An 18,494-nucleotide genomic window follows, 5' to 3' on the forward strand; every position below is an offset into this window, starting at 1 on the left:
CCAAGGGCACCCCGTAATTAATGCCCTTCGGGCGGGTCCGCAGTAAACTGCAGAATAAGGTATCTGAAAAGGGGAGGCACTATGGAAATCAGCTTTATTATTCCCGTATATAATGGGGAAAAGTTTATACGCCGCTGTATCCGTGAGATTCGGAAATGGGAGAACGGGGAACAGATAGAAATTCTGGTTATAGATGACGGCTCTTCGGACAGCACAGGAAAAATCTGCGATGAAGAGGCGGCAGCGGACAGCCGGGTCAGAGTTTTCCATATCCCGAACTGCGGGCAGGGGCTGGCAAGAAATTACGGCCTCAGGGAGGCTGTGGGAAAGTATATCTGTTTTGCCGATGCGGATGACCGGGCAGACGTTGAACAGATATACAGGCTGTGGAAGCAGGCCGGGGCCGTCTGTGCGGATGTTGCCATGGGCGGCTATTACCGGGTAAGTGCTGGCGAAAAGGAACGGGTACACGTCCCCGGGGAGGGGCTGATGAAGCGGGAAGGAAGCACTGCTGAAACGGCGCTGTACCATAAAGTGAAGACAGAGAGTATGTTTGGGTATGTGTGGAATAAATTATACAGGAGAGAGTTTCTGCTGGACCATGACATATGGATGGATGATATCCGCGCCATGAATATGGAGGATTTTCTCTTTAATATGAAGGTGTGGAGCCATGATCCGGAATTTTACTGTACAGACTGTCCGGTCTGTTATTATGTGACGGATCATGTGTCTACCACCCGGAAATCAGATCCTGAGGTTCATATAAAAAGCGTCAATATGATCCGGTCTCTCGTTGGTTTTCTCGACAGGGAAGAGTTGCTGGGGGAGAACATGGATATGGTAGTTCCTCTGATCATGCGGTCTTTCTGCTGGTCTATGATTAAAAACATCCCCTATGAAGGAAAGTCTCTGGAAAGCCTGCAGGAGCGGGCACGGACATTCGCAGGGGCGGCAGAGGTTGAAAAGGCGCTTGGATATCCGGGCGCGGGAGAACATCTGAAGTCACTCCCCTCAGTGCTGCAGCGGTGGTTTTATCTTTTCTGTATGTGTGCGCTGAAACGGAAAATGATTAAGAGCATCAGCCTGTTTTTTTATGTCTGCTATCCGGTTATGAAGCGGTATGCATCCGCAGTTTTAAAGTAAAGGAGCGAAAGTTATGATTAGTATCATTGTCCCGGTTTACGGGGTGGAGGAATATTTGGATCGATGCATCCGCTCTATTCTCGGTCAGACGTTTCAGGATTTTGAACTGATCCTGGTAGACGATGGTTCCCCGGACAGATGCGGGGAGATCTGCGACAGATATGCCCGAGGGGATGCCAGGATCCGCACCGTACACCAGAAAAACCGTGGACTGTCCGGGGCGAGAAATACGGGGCTTAGCCTGGCAGAAGGGGAGTATATAACATATATAGACAGCGATGACCGGGTTGATCCAAAGTACCTGGAGGTACTGTATCATAATGCCGTACATTTCCAGGCACAGGTATCCGTCTGTGATTATTGTCTGGAGTGGGAAAACAAAAAGGAGCAGAGGAAAGGCAGGGATGAAAAAGACTGTCATACCTGGGTGTATACGGGAAGGCAGGCGGCGGAGCAGATCGTGAAGGAAAGCCGGCGGACAATGATTACCGCCTGGGGAAAGCTCTATCACAGAGATCTGAAGTCCCTTCTGGTATATCCGGAGGGGAAAACTCATGAAGATGAATTTGTGACCTACCGCGTTTTTTATTCTGCCGGCCGGGTGGCCGTATCGGAACGAACGCTCTACCATTATCTGCAGCGCGGCGGTAGTATCATGAATGACGGATTTCAGGTGAAGCGGCTGGATAAAATCAGGGCACTGAAGGCGGCGGTTTCATTTTTCCGGGAGAAAAAGGACCCGGAGCTGGAACAGTATGCGAGAAAAAGATATCTGACAAACCTGCAGATTGCCTGGTACCGGACTGCAAAGTTCCTGCCCGGCAGAAAAGAGCTTGGAGCATTGCTGAGAGCGGAATGGAAGAAAACTTACAGACCGTATAAGAAAGAGATTATGAAGTGTGCGGGATTTACGGATAAGCTGTCCATCATCGTATTTTCCGTGTCGCCGCCGGCATACAGAATTATGGCAGAGGTATACCTGAAATTATTTCCGGAGGTTTAAACCAATTAAAAGAGAGAGAAGAGGCCGGAGCAGGATTCGGCGAATTGTTTTAGTTTTCATATTTGCTGCAGCTGTTATATGGATGATATCAGAGTATCAGGCGAGAATTGTATTTACATATGAGGAGAGCAGCCAGATGACGGCAAACCCCTTCCAGGGAACTTATTTCCAGTGTTCAACGGGGGATCTGGGGCGTCTGTACGATGTAGTGGAGGAACACCCGGATTACCGTGTCGTTCTGCTTACGTTTCTGCTGGATGACGAGAGAGAACTGGATGTGATACCGGAGGAAAAGATGCAGGATCTGAGAAATGCGCTGAAGGCGGCAGAAGATCTGGGACTTTCTGTAATCTTCCGGGCGGCCTATGATTTTACGGGTGAGTATGAGGATCCGGATTTTGAGATTATGTTAAAGCATATCCGACAGACAGGAGCCGTTCTGAATACATACAAAAGCTGTATTATGGGAGTTCAGGCCGGGATGATAGGAGCTTTTGGGGAGTGGACCCAGAGCCGGTATATGGATACGAAGAGATACCGCATGGAGGTCATCCGGGAATGGGAGGATGTGCTGGACGAGAGAATACCTCTCTCTGTGAGGAGGCAGAAGTTCATACGGGAGGCCGCCAAGTGGGGATGTAATACCGGCAGACTGGGAGTCTATAATGACGGTTTATTTTCCAGTGAAAGCGATCTGGGCACCTACCGGGAAGATTACAATAGAGAAGAGGATCTGGAATGGTCTGCAGAGAATATTAAGGTGCCGTTCAACGGAGGCGAAATGCCGTTTGTCAGTGAATTTACCGCCATTGAAAATGTGGTGGAAGAGGCCCGGCAGCTGAATCTGTCCTATCTGAACCAGGAGTACAGCAGCGAAGTCTGGGAATACTGGGCATCCCAGGAATATGAGGATGTGCCGGGGGATGAGTATATTAAAATGCATCTGGGCTGCAGGCCCTGGGCGGAAACGTTCAGCATAGACAGGCATTTTGCAGAAAAAAAGAAGATGCGGCTGAAATTGAAAATCAGAAACAGCGGCTTCGCGATGATTGATCCGGACTATCATTGGTATTTTATCCTGGAGTGCGGGGGCAAGACCAGGCGGATTAAAGCCGAAGTGGTGATGGATTCGAAAGAAGAGGGGACGGTTTCTGCGGAGTTTAAAAATCCTTTTTCCAAAAGGGAACAAAAAGAGTACGGGATGTCCGCAGGAATCCAGATCTCAAAAGAGGAGCCGGGGGATATTGTGGACGCATATTGCCTGCAGCTGGCAAATGACAAAACCACCTATAACAATGGAGTCAACACATTGGCTAATATAAATCAGTGAGGGCAGAGAGGAAATGAAAAAGCAGCGGAAACCGTGCTGGCTGGAGAAGGCATACTGGACGGCATGTGAGAAGATCTTAAGTTTTCTGGCAGTACTGCCGGTAAAGAAGAACAAAGTAGTATTTGATAATTTTGGAGGCAGGGGATATGGCTGCGACCCGAAGTATATCGCAGAAGAGCTTTTAAAGAGAGAGGAAACTCTGGACCTGGTATGGCTGACCCGCAGTAGATCTGAAGTATTTCCGGAAGGAATCCGCCCGATTCCATATGGTGGTGCAAGGGCGGTCTTCGAGCTGGCAACGGCCCGGGTGTGGGTGGATAATTTTAAGAGCGGCATCCGGATACCCAAAAAGAAAAATCAGTATTATATTCAGACGTGGCACTCTTCCCTGGGGCTGAAGAAGAATGAAAGAGATGCCGTCCGTCTGGACCGTGCCTATGTAAGAAAGGCGGTAAGAGATGCGTCCATGACGGATCTGATGTATTCCAACAATGCGTTCCGTGCAGAAAAATACAGAAACAGCTTCTGGTACAGTGGGGAAGTCATCCGGTGCGGTCATCCCAGAAACGGGATTCTGCTCCATACACCGTCCAGTGTAATCAAAAAGGTGAGGGAATACTTTCGGATCCAGGAAAAGAAGAAGATACTCCTCTATGCACCTACCTTCAGGGCCAAAACCGGAACAGAAGGATACCGGCTGGATATCAGAACCTGCCTGAAGGCTCTGCATGGCAGGTTTGGAGGGGACTATGTCTGTCTCTTCAGAATGCATCCCAATGTGGCACATCAGGAGACGTACCGTTCGGACGAGATTATTCCTGCTTCGGATTATCCGGATATGCAGGAGCTGATGGCAGCCGCGGATGTGATGATTACGGACTATTCCGGCAGTATGTTTGAGTTTATGCTGACGGGAAGGCCGGTATTTCTTTTTGCGGGAGATCTCTCTGCATATCTGGCAAAAGAGCGGGAACTGTACTTTTCCTTTAAAGAGCTTCCCTTTTCACTGGCAGAGGACGAAGATCAGCTGGGGCAGAATATCCGGGCGTTCGATACAGAAAAGTATAGAACAGCATGTATGCAGTTTATGGAACACGTGGGGATGGAAGAAGACGGAAAAGGCGCCCAGGTGCTGGCGGAACGGATTATAGAGCGGATACACGGGGAGCAGACGGATCACTGACCGGCCAGCTCCTTTGTGTCTTTCATTTCATTTGCAGAAAGAAAACGAATTGCTCCGAAACCTACAAAGAATGTAAGGAGACAATACAGCAGATCGGGACCGGCCGGAATGCCGGGGAATAGTTCCACAATGGAGCCGAGTACAAATCCCAGTATGATCAGATAGGCCGGACGGGGATATCTGGTCATGGCATGCTCCAGCAGCTTTGTGGTGAGCACAATGCCCAGTATCAGTCCGATGCCAAGCGGTGCAAGAAACGGCAGATCGAAACTGCTGATTGCCCGCATAACGGAATCATATATCCCCATCAGGAGAAACAGGTAGGAAACGCTGATCCCCGGCAGCACCAGGGCGACAGCGGAAATAAATCCGGCAAATACCAGAAGCAGGAAGCTGCCGGCCCCATTTGCCATATCCGCCTGAAAGGTACCGGAGGGCAGCAGGGAGAACAGTAGGACAACAGCCAGCCCGATGACCATATACAGTGGATATTTCCAGGAAAAACGCCGGATCTCCGCCTGCTTGAGCGTCAAAGGCACGCTGCCGGCAACCGCACCCATGAAGAAGTAGAGGGTAGGCATGGGATGATTTTGGATCAGCCCCAGCAGCGGGCGGGCGAAGAGCACCATGCCGAGCCCGCCGCCCACAGAGAAGGCCGCCAGGAAAAGAAAGCTTTCTTTTTTATGTTTTATAAAGGAACTGACGGAAGTAATCAGCCTGTTGTATATGCCCAGTATCATTGCCATGGAGCCGCCGCTCACACCCGGTACAAGCATGGTGCCTCCTACAATCATTCCTTTGAGCGCTGTAAGTAAGTTTGTATTTTTCATTCGATCTCCTTTTTGGGCTTTATTATATGGGCAGAGAAAGCATGGCACAATGGGGCCGGGGGAATCTTAGCGGGTTTTTAACAGAAATAGTCTGTCTTGGACAGAGGGGTGTATTATGACAGTTTCAAAACACAGATAAGGCAGCAGAGTAAAATAATGTCACGTTAAAATACTGTGAAAACAAAAGAGGCTGTCCTTCATCTGGCCGGGTAACGGCCGGAAAGGACAGCTTCTTTATCTTAGAGGGACCCATCTGGGTTTACGTAAATAACAATATTATAAAATACCGGAATAATCACGGATCGGTATGCGGTATTGCTGTGGATTTTGTAAAAACAGAATAAAATATCAATGTAATACTGTCGTAAAATTAGTATTACGCATCTTAAAAAAGTTATGCATACATTATGATATAAAAGGTGGATTAACGAATAAACTATTCAAAATCATTCATAGATAAGTTATAAAATCGCGAAAACAGGATTGGCAAAAAAGATTCTAAATAACTTGTTATATTATACTATTATACTGGATAATTGTCAATGAAATCTGCAGTTTAACAGGGCGTTAACTGGCAGCAAAGAACGCAGTGGTAATATTACCACTGCGCTCGGCCGGCTGCCTATTAAATCTATCTATATTTTTACTATTTGCGCCTCTTCATCCTGATTATTAAACACACGATAACCGCCAATGCTGCCAATGCTGCAATTACCAAACCCAATACCGGAGCCGAGTCTCCGGTCAGTACACCCTTTACCTCTTTACTGGTCACCTTTGGTTTGCTGCTGTTGTCAGCTGAAGGTGTATACACCCCTTCTGATTGATGGTCATCTTTCGGGAGTATAACTGCAAATGGAGACAGGGAATATACTGTTATCTGAACCTTGCCTTCCGTTACAGTCAAGTTGCTGTATACATCAATTGTGTCTGTATCAACCGGTACATCTGCCGCATTTAACTTTCCTGATTTTACATAGTGTAAAACTGTAATCTGCTTTCCGTCGTATTTGGTGTCTACCGGAATCGTAACGGTCAGTGCACCTGCGAGTACTGCGTCAGTCGTACATCTGCCTTTTTCAGAGAGAGATCAAAAGCGGATCCCATCTGCTGGCCGTCCCTTACCATATTTTGGAACGCCTTTTGCACTGCCTCATTTGCAAGGTCCGAAATCTTCAGCACTTCATCGCCTGCAAGATTTCCGGATGCCCCAAAACGGATGGCAATCGTGCCGGGAATGCTTGAGCCATTCTGCACTTTACCTACTGCAACCTCTGTAATCGTCAGTGTTCCGGCAAACAGGCTGCCGACAGCATAATTCGTATCTGTAACAGAAGCGGACTTTATATTTAGAGTATAAGTACCTGACAGATTGCCATCTGGTACATTCTGCGGCTCAATATCAGCAGTCAGACCTAATGTGCTCTGATCTGTTCCTTCCACAAGGTTGATTACTTCAACTTCATAGCTGCCGGGAAGCGCGTCTCCATATTTTATGGTGACATCTTTTACTCTAATATTAACCGTACGTTTCTTAATAGTCAGCGTGCCATTTTTCACTGTCACATCATAATTCTGCGAACTGGATGTTCCGGTGATATCTACTGTACTTCCGGCTGCAGTCGTAATGTCCGCCGCACAGGCAAAGGTTACCGCCAGATCTTCAGCAGTGTCATCTCCTGCCAGTGTTTTGTCCGGAATCTCTAAGGCAAATACCGGATTGTCATCTCCGTATATTTTATCTGTATTCTTAATGCTTACGGTCACTGCCTTCTTCTCAACGCTCTGTAACTTTACTTTGCCGGCCGCGGCATTATAGTTATCTGTATCTGCCGGTTCGAATATGATATCATATTCTGTCAAATTGCCGTCACTTACTTCTGGCTGAATAGATATCTCTTTCCACCCCACAGTTCCGGCCACGGCTGTACTATCCACCTCAAATGTTTCGGTAACAACAGAATCAGCAAGTTTTTGTCCATATGTAATCTGAGATCCGGATCCTGTACCGGTCTGAACCGGAGCTGCTTTATTTACGGTAAGAGATATACCTGCATGATAAGTGCAGTATTGGCTCCCGGCACTTGGTGTAAAAGTTGCTTTATAAGACCCTGTCCTTACCTCAGGAGTGATACTGCTGTCATCCCAGCTCCAGGTTCCGCCGTCTGCCGCAGGAAATGCCACATCTGCCAGTGTCTTTGCCGGGCTGTATGTGATGGCATCCAATGACGGTACCGGTGGTTTTTCTTTTACCTGTGCGACTACATAGCAGCCCATCTGGCTGACATCTGCAAGGAGAGTTCCGCTGCCCTCGCTGTCATTTGCCATCTCTGACAGGATGTTGCTGCCCTCATCAAAATGATATAACACAGTCTTATCTGTGCGCGGATAGGTGCTTTCTGTCGTAATTCCCAGATTTACAGACTCTCCGGTCTGCAGTGCCGGTGTCAGTGTCAGATTATATACATAGAAGGTATCTGCACCGCCGTATGGCTCCAGTGCTGTCTTAACCGCATCAAATGTGGCTCCTGAATTCAACTTGTCTGCCGTCAGGGCCGCACTGGCTGGCAGATATCCTCTGGCATCCGTCACCATTACATTGTCACTGTCTGCCTTCAGCACCAGTAAGTCACAGATAAAGCTGAATTCATAATCCTTTGTATTGGTTCCATCGGGAGTAGATTTGGTGGTCATAACCACAGCGGTCTCATTGTTCTCTTTTATAAGATCTGCTTTTGCAATGGAGTTCCCCAGTGTATATGCATTGCCGTTTACTTTCACTGTCAGCTGCGTATCCGAATCTGCACTGTCGGAAAGCACAGGATTCTGAATCTTGATGTATGAAGTGCCTGCCGGAAGATTCAATATCAGGCTTGTACTGTCCACTGTAACAGTCTCTGATTTTATTTTCGTATCCGTAATATCGTATGCTTCATAGTCAAAAGTCTGGAGTAACGGGGCATCTGATTCTGGCTCCACATCCTTTGTAAATGCCTTAATCATCGCATTGCCGAAAGTCACTCCTGCCTGGAGGGCGTCTTTCATATCCATAGGTGTACTGTCTGCAATCATATAGCTTTCCCCACGGTTACATACTGCCTTCTGTGAGGAGGCATCGGCACCGATTTCCACCGGGGTATACCAGCTGCCGTCACCGCCTTTGATGACCTGCACAACAGAGAACTTTTCTCCCGCTGCAATGGCTGCCGGTGTGTCCAGATTTATGGTATGGTAACCACTGTAAGCAATGACCTCCGACTGTTCCGCTATCAGTTTCGCACCGTTTGGTACCGGCTCGGCTGCATCTGCCGGAACTTTATAGATTTTTACGGAAACAGTGGTGTCCGGTACCAGTGTCACTGCAGACACAGCCTGGATTTTCTCATTTCCTTTTGCAGTAAATACATTGGCGATGCCTGTCTCCTGATCCTGTGGCTGGAACTGCATGGCACTGGCCAGCCCCAGATAGTCATACTGGTAGATATTGTCATAATTGTCTGCGCTTTCTCCCTGAAAACTGGTTACCTGAGCAATGGTTCTGTCATAATAAGACAGCCAGAAATACCCGTTCAGCCCCCAGCCGGAACCCCAGCTGTTTTTTACAAGCCATGCACCGTTTGCAGGGGGCTGTTTTCCAGTCTTAAAATATGTGCTGGAATAATCATCATCCCAGCCCACAATGCTGACTCCGTGGTTCTGAATCGTGGAGGCATCCAGCACATCTACATACTGGCAGTAATTGGTGTAATTAAAATAGTCACCGTTTTGGGCACCGTCCGGGGTAGACTGGTCTGCAAAATAGGCAATAGCCACTGCCCCGGAATTCATCAATGCAGTCTTAATAGCCGCTGTGGCATCTGCATCATAAGTATAGGCCGCATCTGCTGACGGAAGCCCATTGCTTTCATATTTATCAAAGGCTGCCGGACTTGCAAGGAAATCTGCATTCTGGAGATGAATGGCAGATAGATTCCGGCTGGCAGCCGCTACATCCCATGTACCTGCCTCATTAGTATTGCCCTCTTCATTCTGATATGGGACGGCTGCCTCTGAGGCTGCTCCCTGCCAGGTAGATAAAAGAGCGGTTGCCTTAGGCATATTACCGCCTTTATCCAGACGTCCTGATCCGGAATATGTAATTCCCTCTCCGGCCTGGTCGGAGTCAGCCGCACTGACTTTTATGCTGTCTGCAGTCTGAGGTTCATAGGCAAACCATGCCAGCTGCCGTTCGGAATAGTCAGGGTCTGCCACGGCACCATTTCCTGTATTGCCATGAAGCTGACCGCTTTCCAGTGATGACAATGCCCCGAAAGCCCAACAGGAACCCCAGGGCATCTGATTCTTTACGGTTGTAGAATTTCCCTCTGTACGCAGGTCAAAGTTTGAAGGGAAGGTAGTCCTGCTGCGATACTGAACTTCCCCGGTATTCCTATAAGACTCCTGGAATACAGTAGGTGTGATTCCGCCGGAAGCCGTACTTCCATCTACTTCTATCAATTCCAGATTCTTCAGCGGGTTTTCGTTTCCTGCACCTCCTGGTGTTGCACTCACCTGCAGAACAGGCACTGCAATCAAAGCGGCTGCCATAACCAGGGCAGCAATTTGCTTCATAAACTCTCTTTTCCTCATAAGCTCTCCTTTTTCTCTCAACACGTACTTACTCATACCAAAGTGAATAACTTAACTGTCAATTATTATTTTTTGTCAGCAACGCCGCAAGACACTTATTAGTATGCTTCTTGATTGAGTATAACATGTTTTGTCTGATTATTGAAAAAAACAGCTTGAGTTTCCGCAGATACAGGATGTGGAGGGCATACCGCCGTTTAATACAGCTGAGAAATCCGGTTTACAGTATTTTGAGCGTATGATAAAATATAGAAAGGGTGTGGTGCGGGCTGTCCTGCATCATATGTGTTTATACGGATAATGCCGTGTTGGGAACCAATGATACCTTATATAACCAAAGGGGAATAATTACATTATGCAGATGCGTTTTGAAGTCCCGGACACCTTTTGGAGCCTATTCCGCTCGGTGAACCGGGATGCTTATATTGAGGCGTTATTATATATAAATGAAGAATACCAGTACAATAATTACTTTTTGACGCGGGAAGCCTGCATTCAGGTCCTGAGCGATATGAATGCGAAGAAGCGCTTTGAGCTGCAGCGCGAAGAGGACGAGACGGAGTTTGACATGCTGGAGACACCGTCCTCCCGTATTCTGAACTGGCTGCTTCGAACCGGTTGGCTGAAGAAGATTGAGGATTATAACACACTGGCAACGAATATTGTGATACCGGATTATTCTGCCATTTTTATTGATGCTTTTGAGCGGCTGACCTCGGAAGATATGGAGGAGACGGAGATCTATATCCAGAATGTATATGCCACGCTGTTTTCCTTTCAGAATGATTCCCGTGTGAATCTGAATATGCTCCGGACGGCGCTGATTAATACAAGAAGGCTGAATAAGGCGCTGCAGGATATGCTGCACAATATGGACCGGTTCTTTGCCAGGCTGCTTGATCAGAAGACTTATGGGGAACTGCTGAAAGAGCATCTGGAAGGGTATGTGGAAGAGATTGTGCAGAAGAAGTACCATATTCTGAAGACTTCGGACAACTTCTACATTTACAAGATGGATATTAAAAAAGTTCTGCGGGATATGCGGGAAGACGAGGAATGGATCGAGACGGTCAGGGAACGTTCCAGGGCCGTGGGAGATACAAAGGAGGATGTGCTGGATCTGCTGGATATGATTGAGCGTGGTTTTGATGATATTGAACACCGGATTGCCAATATGGATAAGGAGCATACCAAGTATGTCCGCGCTACGGTGACAAGGCTGAATTACCTGCTCAGCGGGGAGACAGATACGAAAGGGCTGGTGATCCAGCTGCTGAACCGCATGGCGCAGGGGGACGATTATGGAGAGATCCTGCAGAGTACGGGCAGACGGATGAATCTGTCCCTGCTGGAAATGATTTCTGAAAAGTCGCTGTACAAACGCCGGAAGGGGCGGCAGGATTTTATCAGCCAGATGGCGCCGGAGGAGGTGGCCGAAGATCTGGAGAGAGACGATGTGCTGAAGCTGAACCGGATACAGGCCAGATACAGCAGGAAGCAGATCGAGGAGTTTATTGAGGCGCATATGGAGAATGAGGTGCTGGATGCATCGGAGCTGGAGATAACAGGGGACGGGGATTTTGAAAAGCTGATACTGGCGTATGACCTGAGTACCAGGAAGAACAGCCGGTATATGGTGCTGGAGGAAGATGCGGAGATGGTGGAACAGAACGGGTACCGCTATCCGGGGCTGCGGTTTGTACGGCGGCGGTGAGCGTGGTTTGTTTCACTGGCAGCAGAAAAGTTAGGAGAAGGTTTGATATGATTGAGTATTATGAACAGCTGATGCAGGAGGAGCAGGAGGCGCTGACGGAAGTGATTCAGCTTCTGTACCGGCAGACGTTTCTTCTGGAGCGGAAGTATGACAGGCGGGCGGGGCGGCTGTCCTATGTGAAGGAATACCGGACATGCAGCAAGCATCTGGAATTTCTAAAAGCATATTTTCAGGTGGCGGGGATTGCACTTCAGGAGAATGCGCATATGGGGCTGATCTATATCCAGGGCGAGTCGCTCTGGGGAGATAAGCTGCCCAGGCTTGCTACCATATATCTTCTGGTGCTGAAGCTTCTTTATGATGAACAGATGGCGGAAGTTTCTTCCAGCAGCCATATTGTGACGACCATGGGGGCACTCAACGGGAAGGCGGGGGATTTCCGGGTACTGAAAGGGATTCCGTCGCCGACGGAGATGCGCAGGACAATTTCTCTGCTGAAGAAATATCAGATTATCGAGCCGCTGGATGTTCTGGAGGAACTGAATGAACATACCAGGCTGATCATCTATCCGTGCATCAATGCGGTGCTGATGGGAGATGACATCCGGGAACTGTTGAATACATTTAACGAGGAGGACAACATTGGAGATGAAGCAGCCGTTCAAGGCACTTTCCAAGATATGCCTGAATAACTGGCATTATATAGACAAGAAGATATTAACGCTGAGTGAGGGAATCAATTTTTTTACCGGGCACTCCGGCAGCGGAAAGTCTACGGTGATTGATGCCCTCCAGATCGTACTGTATGCAAATACGGACGGAAGAGGATTTTTTAATAAGGCGGCAGCAGATGACTCTGACCGGTCGCTGATCGAGTACCTTCGGGGAATGGTGAACATCAGCGAGAACAATGAGTCCCAGTATCTGCGGAACCATAATTTCTCCAGCACGATTGTGCTGGAGCTGGAACAGACAAACACCCATGAAAAACAGTGCGTGGGAGTTGTCTTTGATGTGGAGACGGCCACCAATGAGATCAGCAGGCTGTTTTTCTGGCATACGGGAGGACTTCTGGAGAACAGCTACCGGGCGGATAAACGCTGCCTGACCACCATGGAGATGCGGGAATATATGCAGCGGACATTTTCACCGGAGCAGCATTACTGCGGTCCCAGTAATGAACGGTTCCGCAGGCAGCTGTACGATATTTATCTGGGCGGGCTGGATATGGAGAAGTTTCCAAGGCTTTTTAAACGGGCGATTCCATTCCGTATGAATATTAAGCTGGAGGATTTTGTGAAGGAATACATCTGCATGGAGCAGGATATCCATATTGAGGACCTCCAGGAAAGCGTAATGCAGTACGGGCGGATGCGCAATAAGATTGAGGAGACGATGGAGGAAATCAGACGCCTCAAAGAGATTCAGGAAAGTTACGGGCAGTACCTGGAGCGCCGCAGGGAAGCAGAGGCCTGCACGTATCAGATTGACAAGCTGGAGATGCTGCAGCTGCGGGCGAAGATTCAGGAGCTGTCGGATAAGATCGAGGGCCGCCAGGAGGAAATCAGCCGCCAGGAGACGATGCAGCGGAGGATGGAAAAAGAGGCTGCACAGATTCAGAGGGAGTATGAGGAAGTGCTGCTTCGGATCAGCAACAGCGGCTATTCAGGGCTGGAGACGGAGCTGATGAGTGTGAATGAGGCGCTGGAGCGCCTGGGCAGCAGCAAGGCGAAGTGGGAACAGACTGCAAAACGGCTGAAGGACTGGGCCAACTGCGATGCCGCACCGAACCAGGTTCTGTGGGATGTTGAGAAGTTCTCGGACGGCAGCATTTCCGAAGGGGAGTTGACACGGCTGAAGGAGAGCCTGGCAAAGCTTCGGGAGGAGCTTGAAGAGGAACGGCGGGAAACGGACTCCCGGATGCGGAAGATTAAGAAGGAAGAGCATGAGGCCCGGGAGGAACTCAAAGAACTCAAGCAGGGGAAAAAGGCTTATCCAAAGGAGCTGGAGGAAGCCAGATATGAGCTGAGGAACCGGCTGCATGAGCGCTGCGGGAAGTTTGTGAATGTACAGATACTGGCTGATTTGCTGGATATCAGGGATGAGCGGTGGCACAATGCCGTGGAAGGGTATCTGGGGAACAATAAGCTGCTTCTGGTTGTGGAGCCTCAATATGCGAAGGCTGCCATGGATATTTACCAGGAAATGGATAAGAAGAGGTTTTTCCGCGCGGCGGTGCTGGATACGGAGAAGGTTCTGGAGGAGGAACACCCGGTGCGTCCCGGTGCGCTGGCAGAGGAAGTGGCTGCGCGGGAGACACATGTCAGGGCATATATTGATTACTTCCTCGGAAACGTGATGAAATGCGAGAGCATGGAGGAGCTGCGCAGGTGCCGGGTGGGCGTGACGCCTGACTGTGTTCTGTACCACAGCTACCGTCTGCAGCATATGAATCCGGAGAATTATACGAGAAGGGCTTACATTGGCGAGACGAGTATGCGTCAGAGGATTCGGCAGCTGGATGAGAAGTGCCGGGCGCTGCAGGAGGAGCGGATGCCCTTGCAGGAGATGCTGGAGCAGTTCCGTAAAATCGGGCAGTACGAGGGGCTGCTGCAGCCGGTTTCGGACTATATGGAATGGCTGGACGATGTGGGAAAGATTGCGGGAAAAGAGCGGCGTAAGAAGCAGCTGACGGAGAAGATGCGTACGCTTCGGGAAGAGTCTGTTTCTGCATGGGAGACAGAGAAGCTGGAGCTGATGCGGCGGCAGGAAGAGAAAAAGATGCGGATCCAGAGGGTCCAGGAAGAGATCTGGAAGAATAAGGATTTCATCAGTAAGTGTAAGTCAGACAGTCTGGAGATGAACACACAGCTTGCGGACCGGGAGCGGTATTTTAAAGAGGATGCCGAGTATGAGGCACTGTTCGGCCAATTCATGGAAGGCCGGCGTTCTGTGAATTACGATTATCTCAGAAGGCAGCGGCTGGGAGACCGGGGACCGCTGGAGGAGAAGAAGGAGCGGGCATATCAGGAGCTGGTGGATATCAGGAGCAGTTATACGCAGAGATATCCAAACAGGACATTTTCCGCCAGCATCAAGGAGAACAGCCCTTATGACAGGCTGCTTGAGAGTCTGGAATGCGACGATCTGGAGGGATACAAAGAAGCGGCCAGGGAGCAGGCACGTTCTGCGGTGGAACATTTCAAGGACGACTTCATTTTCAAGATCCGCAGTGCCATCCGCGAAGCATATCAGCGGAAGGATGAGCTGAACCGTATTATCAGCAGGCTGGATTTTGGAAAGGACAAATACCAGTTCGTGATAACAAAGAACAAGGGCCCGGACGGAAAATACTACAGGATGTTCATGGATGATTCACTGAAGATCAATCCGTCCCAGCTGACCAATGCCATGGAGAACCAGCTGAACATGTTTACCATGGAGCATGAAGATCAGTATGGGGATATGATGAACGAGCTGATCAACATATTTATCCCGCCCGACAATGCTACAAGGGAAGAACTGGAAGAGGCGAAGAAAAACATGGACAAGTATGCCGATTACCGCACCTATTTGTCCTTCGACATGCAGCAGATCGTACAGGGCGAGAAGGATATGACCATCGGCCTGAGCAAGATGATCAAGAAGAACTCCGGCGGCGAGGGACAGAACCCGTTGTACGTGGCCCTGCTTGCCAGCTTTGCCCAGGTATACCGGATCAACCTGTCGTCTAAGATACACCGGAATCCAACCATTCGTCTGGTGGTGCTGGATGAGGCATTCTCGAAGATGGATGCTGAGAAAGTCGCGAGCTGCATTTCTCTTATACGCGGGCTGGGATTTCAGGCTATTATCAGCGCTACCAATGATAAGATACAGAACTATCTGGAGAATGTAGATAAGACCTTTGTATATGCGAATCCTAATAAAAAACATATTTCTATACAGGAATTCGAGAGAGGGGAGTTTGGGGAGCTGGTGGAGGAAGACTAGGGGTCAGACCCCTTTGCGGTCCATTTACAGAATATTCAGTTAATAGGATAACGGAGATGTGTTTTCCCTGGATGGGAGTGTGGTATTGTGTATCTTGTAGAAAGAATTATAGAGAAATGTGAAAACAGCCAGAATGACTGGAGGCAAGGTGCTTCAGGGGGACGGTCCCTGCGGATTGATCAGTTGGAGTATGATGCGTGCGGGAAGTCAGAGCTGGTAGCAGAAGCGGAGGAATTGGAGCGGACGGGTCTGATCCGGATCAAATGGCTGACGCGGGGCAGTGACATAGAGCGGATTTACTACCGGCTTGAGGATCTGGAGCAGTTTTATTCGATTTTAGAGGAAACACTGCCTGGCCGCTTGCCGAAACAGAAGCAGATATGGGAGTATCGGGGCCTGCTGGAACGGGAACTGGATGTGCTGGAAACGGAGTGGATACGTCGGTATTATCGGGATATCCTGGAACAGCTGGAGAAAGGTAACATCCCTAAAATGTTGGGAAAACGGGAAGTATATCTGCCCTGCTTCCGGGGAATTGACGGGCTGAAAGAGCCGGTGTTTAAGAGGATTTTCAGCAGTAAATATCTCCACAATTCGAAAACCTTTGAGGAGTTTGCCGAGCCTCATATTATTGCAAAAGCCAGGGCATATTGTGAGGATGTGGAGGCGGAGATGGACGACACGGAAGTTCTTTCGCAGCTCTGTATAGAGGAGTATTCCCAGGAAATGTCTTTGAAGGGGGCATTGCAGATTGAGATTGTGCAGGGGGAGAAATGTGCTGTAATTGATCTGGGAGAGTACTTCTACGGAACAGTATTGAACAGCGAGACACTGAAGAACGCTGTAATTTTGGAGCAGCAGCCGGAGATTAAGAGAGTGGTGACTATAGAAAACAAAGCGAACTTTGTATCTGTTCCGTATCAGGAGGGGACTTTGTATATCTTCAGCCACGGGTATTTTTCGCCGAGGGAGAAACGGTTCCTGCAACGTCTCAGAGAGGTATTGGAGGGCAGACAGGTAGAGTTCTGTCATAGCGGAGATTTGGATTATGGTGGAGTTAAGATTTTTGAGTATATCAAGAAACATATTTTCCCGGATGTGCAGCCGCTTATGATGGATGTGGTTACATATGAGCGATATCTGGCACGGGGGGAGCCAATTGGTGAGAAGACACTGCAGAAGCTGCGAAAGACCGAGATCCCGGAGCTGCAGAATCTGATAGATATAATGGTGGAAAAGGGAATTGCAGTGGAGCAGGAATGTTTTTTAATGTGAGGGAGAGTTAGAGTATTCTGCAATGCTGTTCAGTGTCTGAGACATAACGTAAAACAGACAATCGCCAGTTCCTTGCCGCAGAGGGCTTTAAATGGGCAGGCGGCGTTACCGTTTACAGGCTTGCCCGTGAAACAGTAATCTTTCTGCCGGAAGGGGCGGCAGAAACCCTGATGTCTGCTTGACAGAGGTGGATTTGCAAAGTAGGATGAAAGAAGGAAACTGTATTGTATGTTAGAGTATGTCTTGGCATTCACAGGCTTGAGTGCAGAAAATTACCAAACATACTCCTGTATATTGAATGGAGGTTAATATGAAATACGAAATTAAAGGCGGTGCATTTCCGGTTGTTGTATGTGAGCTTGAGGATCGGGAGCAGATGATTACTGAAAAAGGATCTATGGTCTGGATGAGTCCCAATATGCAGATGGATACTGCAGGGGGCGGCCTGGGCAAGATGTTTTCAAAAGCATTTTCCGGCGAAAGTATGTTCCAGAATATTTATACGGCCCAGGGAGCAGGGATGATTGCGTTCGGCTCAAGCTTTCCGGGGCGGATACTGCCGCTTACAATTGAACCCGGCAAAGAGATGGTTGTACAGAAAAGCGCTTTTCTCGCATCTGAGGCGGGAATTGAATTGTCCATACATTTCAATAAAAAAATGGGTGCGGGCTTTTTCGGCGGTGAAGGGTTTATCATGCAGCGGCTTGCCGGAACCGGCATGGCTTTTATTGAGATTGACGGGGAGCTGGTAGAATACCAGCTGGGACCTGGACAGCAGATTGTGGTGGATACCGGGAATGTAGCGGGATTTGAGGTTGGAGTTCAGATTGACATTCAGCAGGTGCCGGGGATTAAAAACAAGCTGCTGGGCGGTGAAGGACTGTTTAACACGGTGCTGACCGGTCCTGGAAAGATCTGGCTGCAGACCATGCCAATCTCCAGTGTAGCGGCATCCATACGGCCTTTCATACCGAGCGGGAATGCTTAGGCTTACAGGGGACGCTTCAAAGTGCTTCAAAGGGGTCAGAGCCTCTTGGAGGTTCTTTTGATAAAAAACTATCGTAAGAAATGAAAAAATTGACTAAAATGCAAAGGGGTCAGACCCCTTTGCAGAAATAGGTAATTGCGAAACGAGGTGAAAAAAATCATGTAGCAGATAAACTTTGGATGGATATGGATACCCAAATTAAATCAAATGGGTTGGCGATGTGGAAAGTATTCTCTGAATACTAACAAGACGCGAAAACAGGGCGCACTTATAGCAGGAACTTGAGACTCCGCTTTTTGTGGGGACTCTAAATGCTACGCTATAAGTGGCTTTAAGCTACGGATATATTGATGTTTATGAAGCCTGTCTGCAACCATAACAGTTACCAGCTGGGTTATACCAG

The 18,494-nt window shown here is 48.7% G+C and carries 11 protein-coding genes; 9 read left to right on the top strand and 2 right to left on the bottom strand.

Going from position 1 to position 18,494, the window contains the following annotated elements; genetic code table 11:
- The first annotated feature begins 81 nt into the window (after nt 1-81).
- The 4 genes from HMPREF0240_RS17105 to HMPREF0240_RS17120 all read left to right on the top strand — a co-directional run bounded on the left by HMPREF0240_RS17105 (nt 82) and on the right by HMPREF0240_RS17120 (nt 4,662).
- Nucleotides 82-1,146 carry a glycosyltransferase family 2 protein gene (locus HMPREF0240_RS17105; protein ID WP_009004672.1) on the top strand — a complete coding sequence of 355 codons (1,065 nt, stop codon included), beginning with the start codon at nt 82-84 and terminating at the stop codon, nt 1,144-1,146.
- 13 nt (nt 1,147-1,159) lie between these two features.
- Nucleotides 1,160-2,149, top strand: coding sequence for a glycosyltransferase (locus HMPREF0240_RS17110; protein WP_009004673.1), 990 nt, complete (start codon nt 1,160-1,162; stop codon nt 2,147-2,149).
- Between the two features lie 82 nt (nt 2,150-2,231).
- Entirely contained in the window at nt 2,232-3,479 is a 1,248-nt protein-coding gene (locus tag HMPREF0240_RS17115; protein WP_009004674.1) for a DUF4832 domain-containing protein, read from the top strand.
- A gap of 13 nt (nt 3,480-3,492) precedes the next feature.
- Nucleotides 3,493-4,662 (top strand): CDP-glycerol glycerophosphotransferase family protein, encoded by a 1,170-nt coding sequence (locus HMPREF0240_RS17120; protein ID WP_009004675.1) that lies wholly within the window; start codon nt 3,493-3,495, stop codon nt 4,660-4,662.
- On the opposite strand, the gene HMPREF0240_RS17125 is transcribed toward HMPREF0240_RS17120, so the two are convergent.
- Both HMPREF0240_RS17125 and HMPREF0240_RS17135 read right to left on the bottom strand, forming a co-directional pair.
- Nucleotides 4,656-5,492, bottom strand: a complete 837-nt coding sequence (locus tag HMPREF0240_RS17125) for a DUF368 domain-containing protein (protein ID WP_009004676.1) — start codon at nt 5,490-5,492, stop codon at nt 4,656-4,658. The two genes, HMPREF0240_RS17120 and HMPREF0240_RS17125, sit on opposite strands and share 7 nt — an antisense overlap.
- 1,035 nt (nt 5,493-6,527) lie before the next feature.
- Entirely contained in the window at nt 6,528-10,121 is a 3,594-nt protein-coding gene (locus HMPREF0240_RS17135) for a lectin like domain-containing protein (protein WP_035313938.1), read from the bottom strand.
- 355 nt (nt 10,122-10,476) lie between these two features.
- Here HMPREF0240_RS17135 and HMPREF0240_RS17140 point away from each other — a divergent pair, with 355 nt between their 5' ends.
- The 5 genes from HMPREF0240_RS17140 to HMPREF0240_RS17160 all read left to right on the top strand — a co-directional run bounded on the left by HMPREF0240_RS17140 (nt 10,477) and on the right by HMPREF0240_RS17160 (nt 18,091).
- Nucleotides 10,477-11,835 (top strand): Wadjet anti-phage system protein JetA family protein, encoded by a 1,359-nt coding sequence (locus tag HMPREF0240_RS17140; RefSeq protein WP_009004679.1) that lies wholly within the window; start codon nt 10,477-10,479, stop codon nt 11,833-11,835.
- Between the two features lie 47 nt (nt 11,836-11,882).
- Entirely contained in the window at nt 11,883-12,527 is a 645-nt protein-coding gene (locus HMPREF0240_RS17145) for a DUF4194 domain-containing protein (RefSeq protein WP_009004680.1), read from the top strand.
- Nucleotides 12,484-15,828 (top strand): SbcC/MukB-like Walker B domain-containing protein, encoded by a 3,345-nt coding sequence (locus HMPREF0240_RS17150; RefSeq protein ID WP_198137817.1) that lies wholly within the window; start codon nt 12,484-12,486, stop codon nt 15,826-15,828. Before HMPREF0240_RS17145 ends, HMPREF0240_RS17150 begins: the two co-directional genes overlap by 44 nt.
- An 87-nt stretch (nt 15,829-15,915) precedes the next feature.
- Nucleotides 15,916-17,103, top strand: coding sequence for a Wadjet anti-phage system protein JetD domain-containing protein (locus HMPREF0240_RS17155; RefSeq protein ID WP_009004682.1), 1,188 nt, complete (start codon nt 15,916-15,918; stop codon nt 17,101-17,103).
- A 310-nt stretch (nt 17,104-17,413) separates the two neighbouring features.
- The gene (locus tag HMPREF0240_RS17160; RefSeq protein WP_035313942.1) at nt 17,414-18,091 is read left to right on the top strand and encodes a TIGR00266 family protein; all 678 of its coding nucleotides are present in this window, start codon (nt 17,414-17,416) and stop codon (nt 18,089-18,091) included.
- Nucleotides 18,092-18,494: the final 403 nt, after the last annotated feature.

This window comes from Clostridium sp. D5 (genome assembly GCF_000190355.1).
GTDB lineage: Bacteria > Bacillota > Clostridia > Lachnospirales > Lachnospiraceae > Faecalicatena > Faecalicatena fissicatena_A.